The sequence below is a fragment of the Streptomyces sp. NPDC001219 genome, assembly GCF_053597915.1.
The window spans coordinates 1-17,538 of sequence record NZ_JBSFJF010000003.1; the positions used below are offsets into that span (position 1 = coordinate 1).

Here is a 17,538-nt window from a genome sequence, read left to right on the forward strand (position 1 = left end):
GTTGCCGTTCCGTCCGTCCCGGCGGTCCCGGCCGTCCCCCCCCACGTGACCGCCGCGGTGCCCCCCCACCTCACCCACCCCGGTGGCGTCCCCGCCCGCCCCGCCCGGGCCCCCCCCCCCGCCGGGCGGCGGCGGGCGCCCCCCCGCGCGGCGCGGCCGCGCCCCCCGTTACGGCTGGTGGGTGCGGTGATCACCCTGCTCGCCGTCGCTGCGGCGGCCGCGGCCGGGGCGGTCGCCCGCCATGTACTGGACCAGTACGTACAGCACCGGAGCCCGGGGGTGTTCCCGCGCGGCATCTGGCTGATCAACATTTCCGGCTCGTTCGTGCTGGGGCTGCTGGTGGGCCTCGGTGCGCGGCACGGCGTGCCGGCGCAGCTCCTGACCATCGCCGGCGTCGGATTCTGCGGTGCCTACACGACCTTCTCCACGTTCAGTTACGAACTGGTCCGTCTCTGCGAGAAAGGCCAGGTGAGGACGTCCCTCTGGTATGCCGTGGCGAGTCTCGCGGCGGGGCTGGCGGCAGCGGCGGCGGGGGCCGCCCTCGGGGCGTTCTGAGCCCGTACGGGCCCGGCCCGTGCGCGACTTGACACCGGGATTTGCTGGACGTCTCCTGGAAAGAGAGACGAAGTGAACTGTGGCGCACGCTCATCGGAGCGCGCCGCACGCACGCGGGTTGACCGGCGTCCACCGGAATGCGGAGGCTGCTGATGGCAACCTATGAATATCTGTGCAGCCACTGTGGGCCTTTCGACGTGAAACTGGCGATCGGGACGGCGCCCGGGACGCATGACTGCCCTGACTGCGCGGGCCCCGCGCGACGCGTGTACTCCGCACCCGGCCTCACGGTGACCCCGCACGCGGTCGCCGCCCTCCATGACCGGGAGGAGCAGGCCCGTGAGGCCCCGGCGGTGGTCTCCGGCGTGCCACCGGGCAAGCGGGTGCCCAGGCGCCCGCACCCCGCGCTCTCACGGCTGCCGCGTCCCTGAGGGCGGTGGTCGGCCAGCCAGAACGTCGTGCGCGGGACGGTGATTCCGTCCCCCACGCGGACTGAGGAGGTGCGTCCCCGTGGGTAACGTGGGACTGCTCTTTGTCGGTGCGGTGCTGTTCATCAACGGCATGCTGTTGCTGGGGAAGGTCGACGGCCGGGCAGCAGCGGTCTTCAACCTTTTCGTCGGCGCACTGCAGGTACTCACGCCGACCTACCTCATCATTGCCGCCGCCGGTGATCCCGTGAAGATCCTGGCGGTTTCCGGCATCTACCTGTTCGGCTTCACCTACCTCTACGTAGGTATCGGACTGCTCGCCGGCCTCGACACCACCGGCGTCGGCTACTACTCGTTGTTCGTGGCGGTCGCGGCCCTGGGCTACTCGTTCGTCAACTTCCATGTCCTGAAGGACTATCCCTTCGGCGTCATCTGGCTCTACTGGGCATTCCTGTGGTTCCTGTTCTTCCTGCTGCTCGGACTCAAGCTGGACAGCCTGACCACCTATACGGGCTATGTCACGGCGATCGAGGGCTGGGTCACCGGCGCGATTCCCGCGGCGCTGCTGCTCTCCGGTTACTGGACACATCCCAACGAGACCGCGATCGCACTCGGGGTCTTCGGCGTGGTGGTGTTCGGGGCGCTGTGGCCGCTCACCCGGAAGTCGCGGAAGCCGGCCCCGGAGGCCGGAAGTGTGGGCGCACCAACGTGACCGGATCAGAAATGAGGAGCTGTCATGCCCGAAATTCTCTTCAATGTGGACCACAGCAAGTCGATGCGTGACCAGGACGTCCCCGGGCACAACAGGTGGCACCCGGACATCCCCTCCGTCGCCATGGTGAAGCCGGGAGCGGAATTCCGTATGGAGTGCCGTGACTGGACCGACTGCCAGGTGGGCAACAACGACACCGCCAACGACGTACGCGACATCGACCTGACCATTCCTCACATGCTCAGCGGCCCGATAGGCGTGGAGGGCGCGGAACCCGGCGATCTGCTCGTCGTCGACATCCTCGACCTCGGCCCCGTGCCGCAGCAGGCCGGTGACGCGGCGGGCCAGGGCTGGGGCTATACCGGCATCTTCGCCAAGGCCAACGGCGGCGGATTCCTGACCGACTACTTCCCGGACGCCTACAAGGCGATATGGGACTTCCACGGGCAGCAGGCGGTCTCCCGGCACCTTCCCGGTATCCGCTTCACCGGGATCACCCACCCCGGTCTGTTCGGCACGGCCCCGTCCACCGAGATGCTGGCCCGCTGGAACACCCGCGAGCAGGCGCTGATCGACACCGACCCGAACCGGGTACCGCCGCTCGCCGTACCGCCGGACAGCACCAACGCGCTCGCCGGAACGGCCACCGGAGACCTTGCCGCGCGCATCGCCGCGGAAGGCGCACGCACCGTGCCCGCCCGCGAGAACGGAGGCAACCACGACATCAAGAACTTCACGCGCGGTTCGCGGGTCTACTACCCCGTGTACGTGAAGGACGCCAAGCTCTCCGGCGGCGACCTCCACTTCAGCCAGGGCGACGGGGAGATCACCTTCTGCGGCGCCATCGAGATGGGCGGCTTCATCGACTTCCACGTCGACCTGATCAAGGGCGGCATGGAGACGTACGGCATCACCACCAACCCCGTCTTCATACCGGGCAACGTCGAGCCGAGGTACACGGAGTTCCTCACCTTCATCGGGGTCTCCGTGGACCACGACACGGACACGAACTACTACCTGGACGCGACGCTGGCCTACCGCCGGGCCTGCCTCAACGCCGTCGAGTACTTCAAGCAGTTCGGCTACAGCGGAGAGCAGGCCTACCTGCTGCTCGGCTCCGCCCCCATAGAGGGACGCATCAGCGGCATCGTCGACATCCCCAACGCCTGCTGCTCGCTGTACGTCCCGACCGCCATGTTCGACTTCGACGTCCGGCCCAGCGCGGCCGGCCCGATGAAGGCCGACCGCGGCCGGTGCGCGATGGCCGGCGCCTGAACCCACCCCGCACGGACGGACCCGCCGGCCCCACGGCCCGGAGCCTGGGGCCGGCGGTCCTGAGCGGACGCGGTGGCCGGGATGGGCTGCGACAGGTGTGCGACCCCGCTGTCAGTGGGGATTCCTACACTGGTCGGGATGCTCCGCGCACAGGCGGTGCCGGGGCGTACGCCCGGGGGGAGGGAGCAGCAGATGGTGCTGCGGCAGGACTTACCACCACAGCGTTCGGGTGCGGCCGGCCCCGCGCCCGTGCCGGAGGACGGCCCGCCCTCCGCCGCCGTTCCGCGGGCCCTGACGCCGTCCCGGCTGCTGCCCTGGCTGGGGCGGCTGGGTGTGCCGGCCGCCGCGTTCGCCGTGTTCCAGGCGCTGTTGGGGATTCTGCCGCAGAACCTCGCGGGCGAGGCCGCGCGCTACTGCGTCGCGGCGACCGCCGGGGCCGGCGTCGGCGCCGTGGTGTGGCTGGCGGCGGCCCTGCTGCGGGCGCGCGGCGCGGCCGCCTCCGCCGTGGCCCCTCCCGTCCCGGTGCCGCCGCCCGCCGGGTCGCTGCCCGAGCTGGTGGACGGCACGTACCAGGCGCTGCGGCGCGGCCTCGCGGTGATCGAGGTGCCCGGCCGCGGGCCGCTCACCGGCTGGCCGCACTCCCTCGCGGAGGGCGGACCGCCGGTGCACCCGACGGCGTTCGGCACGGCGTACGGGCTCCATCTGCTGCTCGACATCGCGCCGGACGACGGACTCATACGGGCCGGGGAGGTGGCCGAGACGCTGTGGCGGCTGCGGCTTCCCGGCGGCGGGTGGGCGGCCCGTTCGCAGGGCAGCGGGGCGCGCCCCGAGGTGTCCGCGATCGTGCTGGGCGCGCTGGCGCGGGCCGGTGCCGATCCCCGGCTGCTGGAGGCCGAAATACGCTCCTGCGAGGTGTTGTGGGACCCGGACCACGACGCCTCGGGGCTGGCGAACACCTACGTGGTCACGAATGTGCTGCGTGGGCTGCTGCGGGCGGCGCCCGGGGCCACGGCGCTGGCCGGACTGCGGGAGGTGTTGGTCAACGGCGCCACGGCCGATCCGGCGCGCGGGCACCACCGCTGCTGGGGCGCGGCGCTGGCCACCGGCCACGGCAATCCGGCGCCGTCCGCGGTGCACACCGCGCGGGCGGTGGTGGCGCTGGACCGCGCCGCGCGGGTGCTCGGCGAGGACGAACGGCAGCGTGCGGTGCGCGAGGAGGGCCTGCGCTGGCTGCTGGCCGGCCCGGAGTCGCCCGGGGGCGGCGCGTCCGATCTCCAGAACTGCCAGGAGGAGGTGCGGCGTCCGGTCCAGGAAGATCCGCTGCATCAGGAGCTGCTGTCCGTACGGCATTTCGCGGCCGCGTGGGTGGCCCGTGCACTGATGACGGACGGCGCCCGGCGGGTGGCGGCCGAGGAGGTGGGGCTGCCGGTGTGGGAGGCGCGGCTGACCGCCGCCGTGACGCGGGTGCACGCCATGCAGCGGGGCGGGGTGTGGCGGTGGGACGACGGGCCCATGGGACATCCGGTGTGGATGGCGTATCAGGGACTGTCGGTGCTGCGGCGGTACGCGCTGATGGTCTACCGGCCGTGCGGCGGACCGGGTTCCGAGGACGGGGGCGGAGGCGGGGGCGGGGGCGGGGGCGCCGCACGGTGACGCTTCCGGGCACTGCCGGCCGGGCCCCACACGGGCCGGACGAGCGGCCGGAAGGGCGGTGCGGGTTCAGGGTGCCGGTGCGGTCCAGGCAGGTGGCGAACGGGAGGCGGACATGCAGGTCGAGGAGGCCCGGCGGCTGCTGGTGGACGGGCTGGGCGGGGGTCCGGAGCCGCCGTCGCCCGAGTCGGCGCGCGAGGTGATCGCCCGGCTGGCACGGCCCGAAGCGCTCGGCCCGCTGGTACGCCGCCTGTCCGCCGGCGACCTGGAGTTCGCGGAGTGCATCCGGCTGTCGTACCGCCATGCGCTGGGCTTCGACAAGCTGTTGCTGCTGCCCGGAGCGCCCCGGTTCATGCTGCGGGTCCACTTCTGGCACGGCACGGCCGGCGCGGTCTCCGAGGACATCCACAACCACCGCTGTGCGATCGCCTCGGCGGTGGTGCGCGGCCGGGTGCGGATGGAGTGCTACGAGCCCGCCGCGGACGGCGTACCCGCGGTCGCCTACCGGGAGACCATCGACGGCCCCGGCGGTGCCTGGCGCCTGCGCCGGGTCGGCGACGCCCGGCTGCGGCTGCTGCACGACGAGCAGTACGGCGCGGGGCGGAGCTACGGCCTGGCGGCCCGTACGCTGCACCGGGTGGTGAGCGAGGAGCCGACGGTGACGCTGTTCCTGGAGACCGCCCCGCAGCGGTCGGTGACCGACGTCTATGTGCGGAGCCACGGCCGCGTGGGGGACCGCGGCTCCGTCACGTACAGCGGCGCGGACCCGGCCCGTACCGGCGCCGCCGGCCGGGCCGGCGGTGCGGTCAGGGACGGCCGCGCCGGGCGCGGGGACCCGCCGCCCAAGACTCCGCTGCCGCCGGCCGTCTATCGTGCCGAACTCGACGCGCTGGCAGCGTCTTTGGGCTACTGAACGAGGGCGCGCCCGGGTGTCCGGGGCGGGCCGTCATGGTGCGGAGCCCGGCGGCGTCCAGCCGGCCGCCTAGCGCCTGGCGGATCACCGTGAGGTTGTAGGCGTCCACCCCGGCCTCGGCCAGCTCGTGGGGCCGTACCCAGCGGAAGGCCTGGTCCGCGCTGGGCAGGACGACCTCCAGTGTGAGCGGGCGGACGACGAAGTTCTCCTGATGGTTGTGGACGCGGCGGCCCCGGTAGTCGCTCAGGAAGCTGGTCGAGCCGGTGTGCGCGACGATGGCGCCGAGCAGCCCGGTCTCCTCCTTCAACTCCCGCAGGGCGCCGGTCTCGGCGGTCTCCCCACGGTCGAGCTTCCCGCACGGCACACCCCAGGCGCCGGGCAGGAATCGCTCGCGGTAGCTACGGCGCACGATCAGCACGCGGGCGTGGTGCACCACCACCGCCGCGGCCAGATAGGTGTCGGCTGCAATCTGGTTCATCGGACTTCTCGCAATCCGAAGAGACGGGCCTCAGGCCCGTGGCGGACGTCCACCGTACCGGCGATGAATCACCGGCGGACCCGTTCCGCAGCCGGCGGGCGAAGCGAGCCGGCAGCCCTCCGCGAGCCCCCTCCGACACCGCGCCCGGAGGCGCCGACGCCAGGCTCGGGGCACGCCGCCGGCCGTCGCGTCGCCGCGGCCTCGCATCCGGTCTCGCCGCCCCGGCACCACCGTCCGGCCGGCCTCGGCCAGGTGCACGCGAGGGCCGCTCCCGGTCCGCCCGAGGCACGGGACCGGCCGTGCCGTGAAGTAGGTGCGGCGGCCACCCCGACCAATGAACTGGCCGCCGCACCCCCGACCTTACCCATGGGTCACTTACGGGGTCATCACTTGATCGGCAGCCGGAGTGAGGTATGCGTCACGCCGTACCAGCGCCGCATAGCGTCCGTCGGCGGCCAGCAGCTCGTCATGGGTGCCGCGTTCGGCGATCCGGCCGGCGTCCAGCACCACGATCTGGTCGGCGTCGCGGACCGTGGAGAGGCGGTGCGCGATGGTGAGGGTGGTGCGGCCCTCGGACAGCTCGTCGATGGCCTGCTGCACCGCGTGTTCGGTGCGGGTGTCCAGGGCGCTGGTCGCCTCGTCGAGGATGAGGACGGGCGGGTCGCGCAGGATGGTCCGGGCGAGGGCGAGGCGCTGTTTCTCGCCGCCGGAGAAGCGGTAGCCGCGTTCACCGACGAGGGTGTCGTAGCCGTCGGGGAGGGCGGCGATGTGGTCGTGGATCTGGGCGGCCCGGGCGGCGCGTTCGATCTCCTCGTCGGTGGCGTCCGGCTTGGCGAAGCGGAGGTTCTCGGCGACCGAGGCGTGGAAGAGGTAGGTCTCCTGGGAGACCACGCCGACCGAGCGGGCGAGGGTGTCGAAGTCGAGGTCGCGCACGTCCGTGCCGTCGAGGGTGACCCGGCCGCCGGTCACGTCGTAGAGCCGCGGCACGAGGTAGCTCAGGGTGCTCTTGCCACTGCCGGTCGGCCCGACGACGGCGAGGCTGCCGCCTGCCGGGAGGGTGAGGTCGATGCCGTCGAGGGTGGCGGCGGCCTCCGGGTCGTAGCGGAACGTCACGTTCTCAAAGCGGACTTCACCGCGCGGGGACGCGATCCGGACCGGCTCGGCGGGCTCGGTGATGGTGACCGGCAGATCGAGGTACTCGAAGATCCGCTGGAAGAGGGCGAGCGAGGTCTGCATCTGCACGCCGGTGGAGAGCAGGGTGACGGTGGGGCGCAGCAGGCCCTGCTGGAGCGAGACGAAGGCGACGAGGGTGCCGAGGGAGAAGGCCGGGCCGCCCAGCCCGAGGACCAGGCCGGCCGCCCAGTAGATCAGCGCGGGCATGGCGGCCATCACGATCCCGATGGTGGCCATCCGCCAGCGGCCCGCCATGCTGGCGCGGACCTCCAGGTCGACCAGGCGCTCGGATTCACCGGCGAAGGTCCGGGTGAGGGAGTCGGCGCGGCCCATCGTGCGGCCGAGGAGGATGCCGCTGACCGAGAGGGACTCGGTGACCATCGCGGACATCGCGGCCATCTGCTTCTGCCGCTGGGTGGTGATCTTCTTGCGTTCGTTGCCGACCCGGCGGCTGATCCAGACGAAGAGCGGAAGCAGCAGCAGGGAGACCACGGTCAGCCGCCAGTCCAGGGCGAGCATGGCGCAGACGGTGGCGAGGACGGAGGTCAGGTTGGAGACCAGGGAGGTGGCGGTGGAGGTGACCGTCGCCTGCATCCCGCCGATGTCGTTGGCGATCCGGGACTGGACCTCGCCGGTACGGGTCCGGGTGAAGAAGGCCAGCGGCATCCGCTGGAGCTTGGCGTAGACCGCGGTGCGCAGGTCGTGCATCACCCGCTGGCCGACGGTGGTGGACAGCAGGGTCTGCAGCACCCCGAACACGCTGGTGGTGACGGCGGTGACGATCATGCCGAGGGCGAGCAGGGTCAGCAGTCCGGTGCGCCGGGCGGGGATCGCCACGTCCAGGATCTCGCGGAGGAGGAACGGGGAGGCGACCGAGACCAGCGAGGAGGCGCCGACGAGCAGGCCGACGAGGGCGAGCCGGGCGCGGTAGGGGCGGAAGAGGGTCAGTATTCGCCGCAGCGGGACCGGCTTGTCCGGGTCCTTGGGCGGCGGGGTCCATTGGGGTTCGTCGCTGCGCATGGGCTCCTTCGAGGGTGTGCGGCGTCGCGGCAGGGGCGGCCGGGGGACACGCAGCGTGGAGCCTAGCTCATTGTTACCTATGTTCATAATGAATAACGTCCTGCTGTCCGCTATCCTCGCGGTATGCCCTCCCCCGAGCCGACGGTCAGCACCAGCAACCTCGCCGAACAGCTGGTCCGCCTGACCCGCCGGATGCACCGCGCCCAGAAGCACCATCTGGCACACCTGGACCTCGCCTTCACCCCCGCGCAGTCCCGGCTCCTGCGGATCGTCGACCACTACCGCGACGCCCCGCCGCGGATGGCCGACCTCGCCGAGCGGCTGGAGGTCGTCCCGCGCGCGGTGACCACGCTGGTGGACGCCCTGGAGGCGCAGGGCGCGGTGCGCCGGGTACCCGATCCGGCCAACCGGCGGGTGATCCGGATCGAGCTGACCGACACCGGCCGCGCCACGCTGCGGGCGTTGCGCAGCGCACGGCGGGCCGCGGCGGAGGAGATCCTGGCACCGCTCACCGCCGGGCAGCGCGAGGTGCTCGGCGGACTGCTGTCCACCCTGGTCGACGGGACGGGTTCGCCGCACTGAGCCCGGTCCCGTCCGGCGGGTGGGACCTGGCCGGGCCACCGGACCGGCCCTGACGCCCAGTCAACCGGAGGAGTGCCGCCATGCCCCTGCTGGAGCCGGACCCCGAGACCCTGCGGCCCACCGCCCCCGGCGGCCCGTCCCACGACCGGGTGGCCGGCCCGCGGGCGTCCGGCACCCCCGAGCCGCTGCGCGGTGAACTGACCGCGCTGCTCGGTGCGGACAAGGTGCTCCACGGCATCTCCGACCTGGTCCGCTACGCCTCCGACGCCAGCCCGTACCGCTTCGTGCCGCAGGTCGTGGTGGTGGCCGAGGACCTCGACGACATCTCCGCGGTCTTCTCCTACGCACACGGCAGGGGCCGCAAGGTCGTCCTCCGGGCCGCCGGGACCTCCCTCAACGGCCAGGCGCAGGGCGAGGACATCCTCGTCGACGTGCGCCGGCACTGGACGGGCGTCCAGGTGCTCGACGGCGGAGCCCGCGCCCGCATCCGGCCGGGGACCACCGTGCTGCGCGCCAACACCACGCTGGCCCGCTACGGCCGGGTGCTGGGGCCCGATCCGGCCAGCGCCGTCGCCTGCACGCTGGGCGGAGTGGTCGCCAACAACGCCTCCGGGATGACGGCCGGCACCACCCGCAACTCCTACCGGACACTGGCCTCGGCCACCCTCGTGCTGCCGTCGGGCACCATCGTCGACACCGCGGCGCCGGACGCCGACGCGGAGCTGGCCCTCGCCGAACCGGCGCTGTGCGCGGGCCTGCTGGGGCTGAAGGCGGAGATCGAGGCCGATCCGGAACTGGTGGCCCGCATCCGCGCCAAGTACGCGCTCAAGAACACCAACGGCTACCGCCTCGACGCCTTCCTCGACGGCGCGACACCGGTACAGATCCTGCGCGGCCTGATGGTCGGCTCCGAGGGCACCCTCGGTTTCGTGGCCGAGACCGTCTTCGACACCCTGCCGCTGGACCGGTACACCTCCAGCGCACTGCTCTTCTTCCCGACGCTGGAGGCCGCCGCCTCGGCCGTACCGCTCTTCAACGCGGCGGGCGCGCGGGCGGTGGAGCTGATGGACGGCAACACGCTGCGCGCCTCGGTGCGGGTGGCCGGGGTGCCCGCCGACTGGGCCGCGCTACCCAAGGAGACCACCGCGCTGCTGGTGGAGTTCCGGGCGCCCGACGAGGCCGGCCAGGAGGCGTACGAACGGGCCGCGGCGCGGGTGCTGACGGAACTGGAACCGGTCGCGCCGGTTCCGTCCGTCACCAATGCCTTCACCCGGGACGCGGCAGCGATCGGCGGATACTGGAAGGCCCGCAAGGCGTTCGTGACGGCGGTGGGCGGCTCCCGGCCGCCCGGGACGACGCTGATCACCGAGGACTTCGCGGTACCGCCCGGCCGGCTCGCCGAGGCCTGTACGGCCCTGCTGGAACTCCAGTCCCGGCACGGCTTCGACGCGGCGGTGGCCGGCCACGCGGCACACGGCAATCTGCACTTCCTGCTCGCCTTCGACGCGGCGCGGCCGGCCGAGGTGGCCCGCTACGCCGCCTTCATGGACGCCTTCTGCCGGCTGACCGTCGAGCGCTTCGACGGATCACTGAAGGCCGAGCACGCCACCGGCCGGAACATCGCGCCGTTCCTGGAACTCGAATGGGGCCCGCGGGCCACGGAGTTGATGTGGCGGATCAAGGAGACCGTGGACCCGCACGGCATCCTGGCGCCGCGCGTCCTCCTCGACCGCGACCCGCGGGCCCATCTGCGCGGGCTGAAGACCATCCCCCGGGTCGAGGCGCGCGCCGACCCGTGCATCGAGTGCGGCTTCTGCGAACCGGCCTGCCCGAGCGGGGACCTGACCACCACCCCGCGCCAGCGGATCGTGCTGCGCCGGGAGATGCTGCGCCAGCCGGACGGCTCCCCCGTCACCACCGCGCTGCTGGACGCCTACGGCTACGACGCGGTGGACACCTGCGCCGGGGACTCGCTCTGCGCCGTGGCCTGCCCGGTGGGCATCGACACCGGTGCGCTGATGAAGGACTTCCGGCACCGGCGGCACAGTGCGCGCGAGGAGTGGGTCGCCGCGCAGTCCGCCCGGCGGTTCGGGGCGGTCGAGCGGGCGGCGCGGCTGGCGGTGGCCGCGGCCGGCCGGATCGGTGACCGGGTGCTGGGGCCGGTGACCGGCGCCGCCCGTAAGGCCGTACGTCCCGATCTGGTGCCGGAGTGGCTGCCGTGGATGCCCGGTGCGGCGCCCCGGACGCGGCCCGTGACCCGGCGTGCCGGGGCGGCCGCGGTCTACTACCCGGCGTGTGTGAACCGGATCTTCGGGCCGCCCGCCGGACTCGACGGGCTGCCGCTGCCCGAGGCGGTGGTGGCGGTGTCGCGGCGGGCGGGCCGTCCGGTGTGGATTCCGCCGGAGGTGGCCGGCACTTGCTGCGCCACGATCTGGCACTCCAAGGGATACCGGCGCGGTGCCGAGGTGATGGCCAACCGCATTGTCGAGGCGGCCTGGGGCTGGACGGCCGGCGGCCGGCTGCCGCTGGTGGTGGACGCGTCCTCGTGCACGCTGGGCCTCGCCCATGAGGTCGTGCCGTATCTGACGCCCGGAAACCGTGCGCTGCACTCCGGGCTGACCGTCGTCGACTCGGTCGTCTGGGCCGCCGACGAGCTGCTGCCCCGGCTGGAGATCACCCGCACGGTCGGCTCGGCGGTGCTCCATCCCACCTGCGCCATGCAGCACTTGGGCGACGGGGGCCGGCTGCGCCGGGTCGCCGAGGCCTGCGCGCGGGAGGTCGTGGTGCCGGACGATGTGGGCTGCTGTGCGTTCGCCGGGGACCGCGGGATGCTGCACCGGGAGCTGACCGAGTCGGCCACCGCGAAGGAGGCGGCCGAGGTGACCGCCCGGCACTTCGACGCGCATCTGTCGGCGAACCGGATGTGCGAGGTCGGCATGGACCACGCGACGGCGGGCCGGGGCTACCACTCGGTGCTCCAGGCACTGGAGAGGGCGACCCGGCCCGCTTGAGGGCGTGGCGGTCAGCGCTTCACGTGCAGCGCCACCGCTCCCCTGGCGGGGACCGACAGCCGGGCCTTCCCGTCGTCCCCCACCGTGACCGTGTGGCCGTCGCACGCGGACGGCGCGGCCGCCACGACATCGCAGTAGGTGCCGGCGGGCAGCGAGGTCGCGAAGGTCTGCTTCAGCTCCGTGTCACCGTTGTTGAGGGCGACGAACCCCTTGCCGTCCCGGCCGAAGGCGATCGCGCTGCCGCCGTTGTCCCACCAGTCGGTCAGCTCGGCCGAGCCCACCGCGTTGCGGAAGCCGACCATCCCGGTGACCGCCCGCTTGGCGTGCTGGCGGGTCCAGCCCTCGCTGCCGCTGGGCGGCCCGGCGTCCTTGTCGGACCACTCGTAGCCGGAGTAGACGTTCGGCGACCCGTAGGGCGAGGCGAGCATGAAGACGTTGGCGAGGGTGTAGGCCGCGCCGTCCTTGTAGGTGAGCGTCGAGCCGTTGCGTTCGGTGTCCCAGTTGTCGACGAAGGTACGGGCCTTGTCGCTGCCGAGCTTGCCGTCCGCGACGGACTTGAGCTGGGCCGGGCCGCCGCCCTGGAAGGCGCTCTTGAGGTGCTGACCGTAACGGAACTCGTCGACGTCGCCGGTGCCGGTGTACTCCTCGGGCTGCACCGCCTCGCCGGCGCCGTGGATGACCTCCTGCACCCAGTAGCCGGGGTCGCGCATCTTGCCCTTGATGGCGGCGAGGTCCTCGGCGGAGATGTGCTTGGCGGCGTCCACCCGGAGGCCGTCCACGCCCAGGGACCGCAGGTCGTCGAGGTACCTGGCGATGGTGGTGCGGACCTCGTCGCGGCCGGTGTCGAGGTCGGCGAGGCCCACCAGTTCGCAGGTCTGGACGTCCTTGCGGTCGCCGTAGTCGGAGATGCTCCTGCGGCAGCCGTGGAAGTCCTGGTCCTGGTAGGTGCCGGGGTAGTCGTACTTGGTGTACTTGGTGCCGCCGGTGCCCGTACCGGCGCCCGCCGCCATGTGGTTGACGACGGCGTCGGCGATGACCTTGACGCCCGCGCCGTGGCAGGCGCTGACCATCGAGGCGAACGCGGTCCGGTCGCCCAGCCGTCCGGCGATCCGGTAGCTGACGGGCTGGTAGGAGGTCCACCACTGGTCGCCCCGGATGTGCTCGGTGGCGGGTGAGACCTCGACATAGCCGTAGCCGGCCGGGCCGAGCTGGTCGGTGCAGGCGCGGGCGACGTCCGCGTACTTCCACTCGAACAGCGTGGCGGTGACGGTCTTTTCGCCGGGCGGCACGGCCTGGGAGGACCACGGCGCGAAGGTGGCGAGGCCGGCCGCGGCCAGCACCCCGGCCAGCGCCCCGCCCAGCACACGGGAACGTTGCTGCATTGTGCGGCTCCTTGGTCATGGGGCGCGGCAGCGCGCACCGCGCCCACGAGAGCAGCCACGCGCCGGCCGCCATGGGGGGATTTCCGTACCGGAGCCTGCCGTTTACCTCGTGAACACGTCAAGGCTTTCCGCAAGTGTTTTCAGTGACTTGCGAAAGCCTCTGGCGGTGGTGCGTCCGGCCTTGCCGCGAAGAGTCCGGTCATGCGGCAAAGAGTCCAAGCGTGCCGTAACAAGAGTCCAATCGGCCCTCTTGTGCCCCGGCCCGACGGCCGACAGGGTCCTGACCGAGGTTCACGTATGCCCCGGCACACCAGCGCTCCTGGAGGACCGATGAACGAGGCACCATCGCAGAACCACGACCACAACGACCCGGGGCCGAGCCGCCGTTCGGTGCTGTGGACCGCCGGTGCGGCGGGCGCCGGACTGGGGCTCGGCGGCCTCCCGGCCACGCCGGCCGCGGCGGCCGCACCCGGCGCCGCCGGCCCCGCGACACCGGCCGCCGCGGTGCCGCGTGCCACGGGCAGCACGATGATCGGCGTGCCGTTCGAGCGGCGCGGCACCGTACGTGTCGGCATCATCGGCCTCGGCAACCGGGGCGGCAGCATGATCGACCTCTTTCTCGCGGTGCCGGGCGTCCGCGTCGTCGCGCTGTGCGACCCGGTGAAGGAGAAGACCGCCAAGGCCGCCAAGAAGGTCACCGCCGCGGGGCAGCCGGCGCCCGCCGTCTACACCAACGGCGAGCAGGACTTCGAGAACCTCTGCAAGCGCGGCGACATCGACTTCGTCTACGCGGCCACGCCCTGGGACCGGCACTTCGACATGGCGAAGACCGCGATGCTCAACGGCAAGCACGTGGGCGTGGAATGCCCCCTCGCGCTGCGCCTGGACCAGCTGTGGGAGCTGGTCGACCTCTCCGAGCGCACCCGCCGGCACTGTATGCAGCTGGAGAACTGCTGTTACGGCAGGAACGAGATGCGGGTGCTGCGGATGGCCCACGCGGGACTGTTCGGCGACCTGCTGCACGGCGCCGGCGCCTACAACCACGACCTGCGCGGCCTGATGTTCGACCCCAAGTACTACGAGGGGCCCTGGCGCCGGCTGTGGCACACCCGGCTGCGCGGCGACCTCTACCCCAACCACGGCTTCGGCCCGGTCGCCAACTACATGGACGTCAACCGCGGTGACCGCGCCGTACGGATCTCCAGCTTCGGCACGCCCGCGCTCGGTCTCGCCGCCTACCGCAAGGCGCACATGCCGGCCAACGACCCCAGCTGGAAGGAGTCGTACATCGAGAGCGACCGGACGATCAGCCTCGTGCAGACCGCCAAGGGAAGGGTGATCCGGCTGGAGCACGATGTCTCCACCCCGCATCCGTACAGCCGGATCAACAGTCTCGGCGGCACCAAGGGCGTCTTCGAGGACTATCCCGAGCGGATCTATCTGGAGCCGGACCAGAGCAACGACGAGTGGGGCGACTTCGGGAAGTACGCGGAGTGGGACCACTGGCTGTGGAAGGAGCACGCCAACCCGCCCGGCGGGCACGGCGGCATGGACTACATGCTGGTCTTCCGGCTGATGCAGTGCATGCGGCTGGGCCTCGTACCGGACTTCGACGTCTATGACGCGGCGACCTGGACGGCGCCGGTGCCGTTGAGCGATCTGTCGATCAGGGCGAAGGGCGCCCCGCAGGAGATCCCCGACTTCACCCGCGGACTGTGGAAGAAGGCGCGGCCGGGGATGGACTCGAAGAAGCCCGAGGAGTAGGAGCCCTGGGCCCGGCGGGCGGCCGCACGCGCCGGGCCCGGCCTCTCAGCTGTCGCGGGGCGTGGCGGAGCTGACGCCCGGTCCGGCCACCGTCCCGGGCGCCGTGTCCGGCCCGGACTCCGCCCGCCGCGGCACCCGGTCCTGCTCCGCCGGCCCGTCGGCCGGGGCCTCGGCCGGCTCCTCCCCCTGCATGACCTTCTTCGCCGTCACCCGGTCCAGTGCGCCCTCCCAGCGGGAGACCGCGAAGACCGCGACACAGTTGCCGAGCAGATTGGTCGCCACCCGCATCGAGTCCATGATCCGGTCGACACCGAGCAGCAGGGCGACCGCGGAGGCGGGGATGACGCCCAGCGCGGAGGCGGTCGCGGACAGCGCGAGGAACGCCGAACCCGGCACGCCCGCCATGCCCTTGCTGGTCAGCATCAGGACCAGCACCACGGTGAGCTGCTGGCCGAGCGACAGATCGACGCCGATGGCCTGGGCGATGAAGAGCGTGCCGATGGAGAGGTAGATCGAGGCGCCGTCCAGGTTGAAGGAGTAGCCGGTCGGCAGCACCAGGCCCACCGCGTCGTCCCGGCAGCCCGCGGCGCGCAGCTTCTGCATCATCCTCGGCATCACGGTCTCGCTGGAGCCGGTGCCGAGCGCCAGCAGCAGCTCCTCACGGGTGTAGCGGACGAACCTCCACAGGCTCAGCCCGGTGACCACCTTGAGGGCGACCGCGAGCAGCACCAGGAAGACCAGCGCGACGCCGTAACAGACCGCGATCAGCTTGCCGTACGTCGACATCGCGCCCAGGCCGTACTCCCCCACCAGGTGGGCGGTGGCGCCGAGCACCGCGAGCGGGGCGAGCTTCATGAGGAAGCCGACGACGGTGAACACCACGTCCTGGGCCTGCTCGATCAGCGGCAGGATCTGCGGCACCTTCTTCTGCCCGAGGTGCAGCAGCGCGGCGCCCACCAGGCAGGCCAGCACCAGGACCTGGAGCAGTGAGTTCTCCGCGAACGCGCCGACCGCGCTGTCCGGCAGCGACTCCAGCACGAACTGGGCGGCGGAGGGCAGCTGTCCGCCGCCCGTCTTGGCGTCCACCGCGCCCTCGTCCAGGGACGCGGGGTCGATGTGCATCCCGGCGCCGGGGGTGAAGACATTGGCGGCCAGCAGGCCGACGACGAGCGCGAGGCTCGTCGCCACCTCGAACCAGATCAGGGCCTTGACGCCGATCCGGCCGAAGGCCCTGAGGTCGCCCGCCTTGGTGATGCCGGCGACGACCACACAGAAGACCAGGGGCGCGATCATCGCCTTGATCAGACGGACGAAGCCGTCCCCGAGCGGCTGGAGCGACGACCCCGCCTCCGGCCACAGGCGTCCGACGAGGACGCCGAGTACCAGGGCGAGGAGGACCTGGGTGAACAGGCTGGTGCGCAGATGGCGGCCGGCGCGGCGGGTGAGCGTTCCGGTGGCGTGCGGCACGGGCACTCCTCCATGGAAGGATTCTGGGATGCGGAATCGGAGTTCCACGGTCCGCCACTATGGTCGCTTGGTGTTCACCACGAAAGAGGCCGGTGTAACTTCCCGGGAAATCTTGGAGCTTGGTCCAAGACGGATCGCGCACCCCGCAGGAGTACGGGACGGCATGAGAGCGTTCGCCACCTCTGCCCCGCTATGGGCGGCCCATCCCGTACATCCCGATACGCCCCTCAGGCCGCCAGGTGTGCCTTGTCTCCCATGACGACGACGGGGTGCCGCGCCGGGTCGAGGGCACGCAGCAGCGCCCGCATCCCGGACTTCGGGACGCTGACACAGGCGGAGGTGCCGCTGCCGTGGTCGAGATGCAGCCAGACCCCACCGCCCTTGGACTGCCCCTGCGGCCGGGTCGGGTCCAGCGGTGAGGTCCCCTTGACGCGGTTGTAGTTGATCGCGACGACGTAGTCGAAGTCGTGCCGGGTGCTCTTGGCCCAGTACGACGGCGGGGTGAACGCCGAGGAGTGCGTATAGGGCAGCTTGGCGCCGGGGTCCGCGAGCACACCGCCCGCGTCGGTCAGCGTGAAGACGCCGACGGGGCTGCGCTTGTCGCCCTCGTGATGGTTCACCGTCCAGCCGCGGCGGCCGTTGTGCGCGTCCCAACTCCCCTTGCGGTCCCAGCCCTTGGCGCCCTTTTCATAGAGGACGACGGTGGCGTCGGCGGAGTCCACGCCCGCGCCGTAGACCGCCACGACCTGCCGGGACGCGGCCGGGATGCGGGACCGCAGCGCCGGGCCGACCTCGGGGATGTGCGCCAGGTGCGTGGTGGCCGGGCCGCCGCGGGCCGGGCCCCCGGGGCGCTCCCCCTTCGCCGCGCCGTCGTCCTTGCCGCCGCCCCGGCCGTCGCCCGCGCCGCCGCAGCCCGCCAGAAGAACCAGCCCCACCGCGGCCACCGCCGCCGCCCGCATCGCCCTGCCCACTGTCCGCATGGACCCCATGGTCGCACCACAGGCACGGCGGCCGTTCAGCGCCGGCCCGCCGCCTTCCGGCCGCCCCGGGATTGTCCGGATCGCGCGGGCACAGCGGAAAAACCGTTTGAAATCCCCCCAGTCCGCGGGCCAGTCTTCCCAGACCTCC

The 17,538-nt window shown here is 72.3% G+C and carries 14 protein-coding genes; 9 read left to right on the top strand and 5 right to left on the bottom strand.

Annotated elements, in window-relative coordinates; translation table 11 throughout:
* The first annotated feature begins 186 nt into the window (after nt 1-186).
* From crcB to ACWC9R_RS02575, 6 genes are all read left to right on the top strand, one after another.
* Entirely contained in the window at nt 187-555 is a 369-nt protein-coding gene (gene crcB, locus ACWC9R_RS02550) for a fluoride efflux transporter CrcB (RefSeq protein ID WP_450728291.1), read from the top strand.
* A gap of 152 nt (nt 556-707) precedes the next feature.
* Nucleotides 708-986, top strand: a complete 279-nt coding sequence (locus tag ACWC9R_RS02555; RefSeq protein ID WP_450728293.1) for an FmdB family zinc ribbon protein — start codon at nt 708-710, stop codon at nt 984-986.
* A gap of 79 nt (nt 987-1,065) precedes the next feature.
* Entirely contained in the window at nt 1,066-1,695 is a 630-nt protein-coding gene (locus ACWC9R_RS02560; RefSeq protein ID WP_450728295.1) for an AmiS/UreI family transporter, read from the top strand.
* 24 nt (nt 1,696-1,719) lie between these two features.
* Nucleotides 1,720-2,970 (top strand): formamidase, encoded by a 1,251-nt coding sequence (gene fmdA / locus ACWC9R_RS02565; protein WP_362610180.1) that lies wholly within the window; start codon nt 1,720-1,722, stop codon nt 2,968-2,970.
* A gap of 138 nt (nt 2,971-3,108) precedes the next feature.
* Nucleotides 3,109-4,623, top strand: coding sequence for a hypothetical protein (locus ACWC9R_RS02570; protein WP_450728297.1), 1,515 nt, complete (start codon nt 3,109-3,111; stop codon nt 4,621-4,623).
* Between the two features lie 112 nt (nt 4,624-4,735).
* Nucleotides 4,736-5,533: a hypothetical protein gene (locus tag ACWC9R_RS02575; RefSeq protein WP_450728299.1), complete on the top strand. Its 798-nt coding sequence runs from the start codon at nt 4,736-4,738 to the stop codon at nt 5,531-5,533.
* On the opposite strand, the gene ACWC9R_RS02580 is transcribed toward ACWC9R_RS02575, so the two are convergent.
* Complete coding sequence (locus tag ACWC9R_RS02580; protein WP_450728301.1) at nt 5,427-6,011, bottom strand: NUDIX hydrolase; 585 nt, start codon at nt 6,009-6,011, stop codon at nt 5,427-5,429. The genes ACWC9R_RS02575 and ACWC9R_RS02580 overlap by 107 nt on opposite strands.
* 375 nt (nt 6,012-6,386) lie before the next feature.
* Nucleotides 6,387-8,204: an ABC transporter ATP-binding protein gene (locus ACWC9R_RS02585; RefSeq protein WP_450728303.1), complete on the bottom strand. Its 1,818-nt coding sequence runs from the start codon at nt 8,202-8,204 to the stop codon at nt 6,387-6,389.
* Between the two features lie 123 nt (nt 8,205-8,327).
* Between ACWC9R_RS02585 and ACWC9R_RS02590 the strand changes: the two genes are divergently transcribed.
* Nucleotides 8,328-8,786, top strand: a complete 459-nt coding sequence (locus ACWC9R_RS02590; protein WP_450728305.1) for a MarR family winged helix-turn-helix transcriptional regulator — start codon at nt 8,328-8,330, stop codon at nt 8,784-8,786.
* 80 nt (nt 8,787-8,866) lie between these two features.
* On the top strand, nt 8,867-11,797 hold the full coding sequence (locus tag ACWC9R_RS02595; RefSeq protein WP_450728307.1) for an FAD-binding and (Fe-S)-binding domain-containing protein: 2,931 nt from the start codon (nt 8,867-8,869) through the stop codon (nt 11,795-11,797).
* Between the two features lie 11 nt (nt 11,798-11,808).
* Here ACWC9R_RS02595 and ACWC9R_RS02600 read toward each other — a convergent pair whose 3' ends face one another.
* Nucleotides 11,809-13,179 carry an alpha-amylase gene (locus ACWC9R_RS02600; RefSeq protein WP_450728309.1) on the bottom strand — a complete coding sequence of 457 codons (1,371 nt, stop codon included), beginning with the start codon at nt 13,177-13,179 and terminating at the stop codon, nt 11,809-11,811.
* A gap of 330 nt (nt 13,180-13,509) precedes the next feature.
* On the opposite strand from ACWC9R_RS02600, the gene ACWC9R_RS02605 reads away from it, so the two are divergent.
* Complete coding sequence (locus ACWC9R_RS02605; RefSeq protein WP_450728311.1) at nt 13,510-14,943, top strand: Gfo/Idh/MocA family protein; 1,434 nt, start codon at nt 13,510-13,512, stop codon at nt 14,941-14,943.
* Between the two features lie 45 nt (nt 14,944-14,988).
* Here the strand turns inward: ACWC9R_RS02605 and ACWC9R_RS02610 are convergent, their stop codons facing one another.
* Both ACWC9R_RS02610 and ACWC9R_RS02615 read right to left on the bottom strand, forming a co-directional pair.
* A complete protein-coding gene (locus tag ACWC9R_RS02610) occupies nt 14,989-16,410 on the bottom strand; it encodes a cation:dicarboxylate symporter family transporter (RefSeq protein WP_450728313.1) in 1,422 nt (473 codons plus the stop codon).
* Nucleotides 16,411-16,637: 227 nt separating this feature from the next.
* The gene (locus ACWC9R_RS02615; RefSeq protein ID WP_450728315.1) at nt 16,638-17,390 is read right to left on the bottom strand and encodes a hypothetical protein; all 753 of its coding nucleotides are present in this window, start codon (nt 17,388-17,390) and stop codon (nt 16,638-16,640) included.
* Nucleotides 17,391-17,538: the final 148 nt, after the last annotated feature.

Bases quoted from the DNA above. Each gene is read 5' to 3' on its own strand.
- ACWC9R_RS02555 (WP_450728293.1), top strand. From the start codon at position 708: ATGGCAACCTATGAATATCTGTGCAGCCACTGTGGGCCTTTCGACGTG.
- fmdA (WP_362610180.1), top strand. From the start codon at position 1,720: ATGCCCGAAATTCTCTTCAATGTGGACCACAGCAAGTCGATGCGTGAC.
- ACWC9R_RS02570 (WP_450728297.1), top strand. From the start codon at position 3,109: ATGCTCCGCGCACAGGCGGTGCCGGGGCGTACGCCCGGGGGGAGGGAG.
- ACWC9R_RS02575 (WP_450728299.1), top strand. From the start codon at position 4,736: ATGCAGGTCGAGGAGGCCCGGCGGCTGCTGGTGGACGGGCTGGGCGGG.
- ACWC9R_RS02580 (WP_450728301.1), bottom strand. From the start codon at position 6,011: ATGAACCAGATTGCAGCCGACACCTATCTGGCCGCGGCGGTGGTGGTG.
- ACWC9R_RS02585 (WP_450728303.1), bottom strand. From the start codon at position 8,204: ATGCGCAGCGACGAACCCCAATGGACCCCGCCGCCCAAGGACCCGGAC.
- ACWC9R_RS02590 (WP_450728305.1), top strand. From the start codon at position 8,328: ATGCCCTCCCCCGAGCCGACGGTCAGCACCAGCAACCTCGCCGAACAG.
- ACWC9R_RS02595 (WP_450728307.1), top strand. From the start codon at position 8,867: ATGCCCCTGCTGGAGCCGGACCCCGAGACCCTGCGGCCCACCGCCCCC.
- ACWC9R_RS02600 (WP_450728309.1), bottom strand. From the start codon at position 13,179: ATGCAGCAACGTTCCCGTGTGCTGGGCGGGGCGCTGGCCGGGGTGCTG.
- ACWC9R_RS02605 (WP_450728311.1), top strand. From the start codon at position 13,510: ATGAACGAGGCACCATCGCAGAACCACGACCACAACGACCCGGGGCCG.
- ACWC9R_RS02615 (WP_450728315.1), bottom strand. From the start codon at position 17,390: ATGCGGACAGTGGGCAGGGCGATGCGGGCGGCGGCGGTGGCCGCGGTG.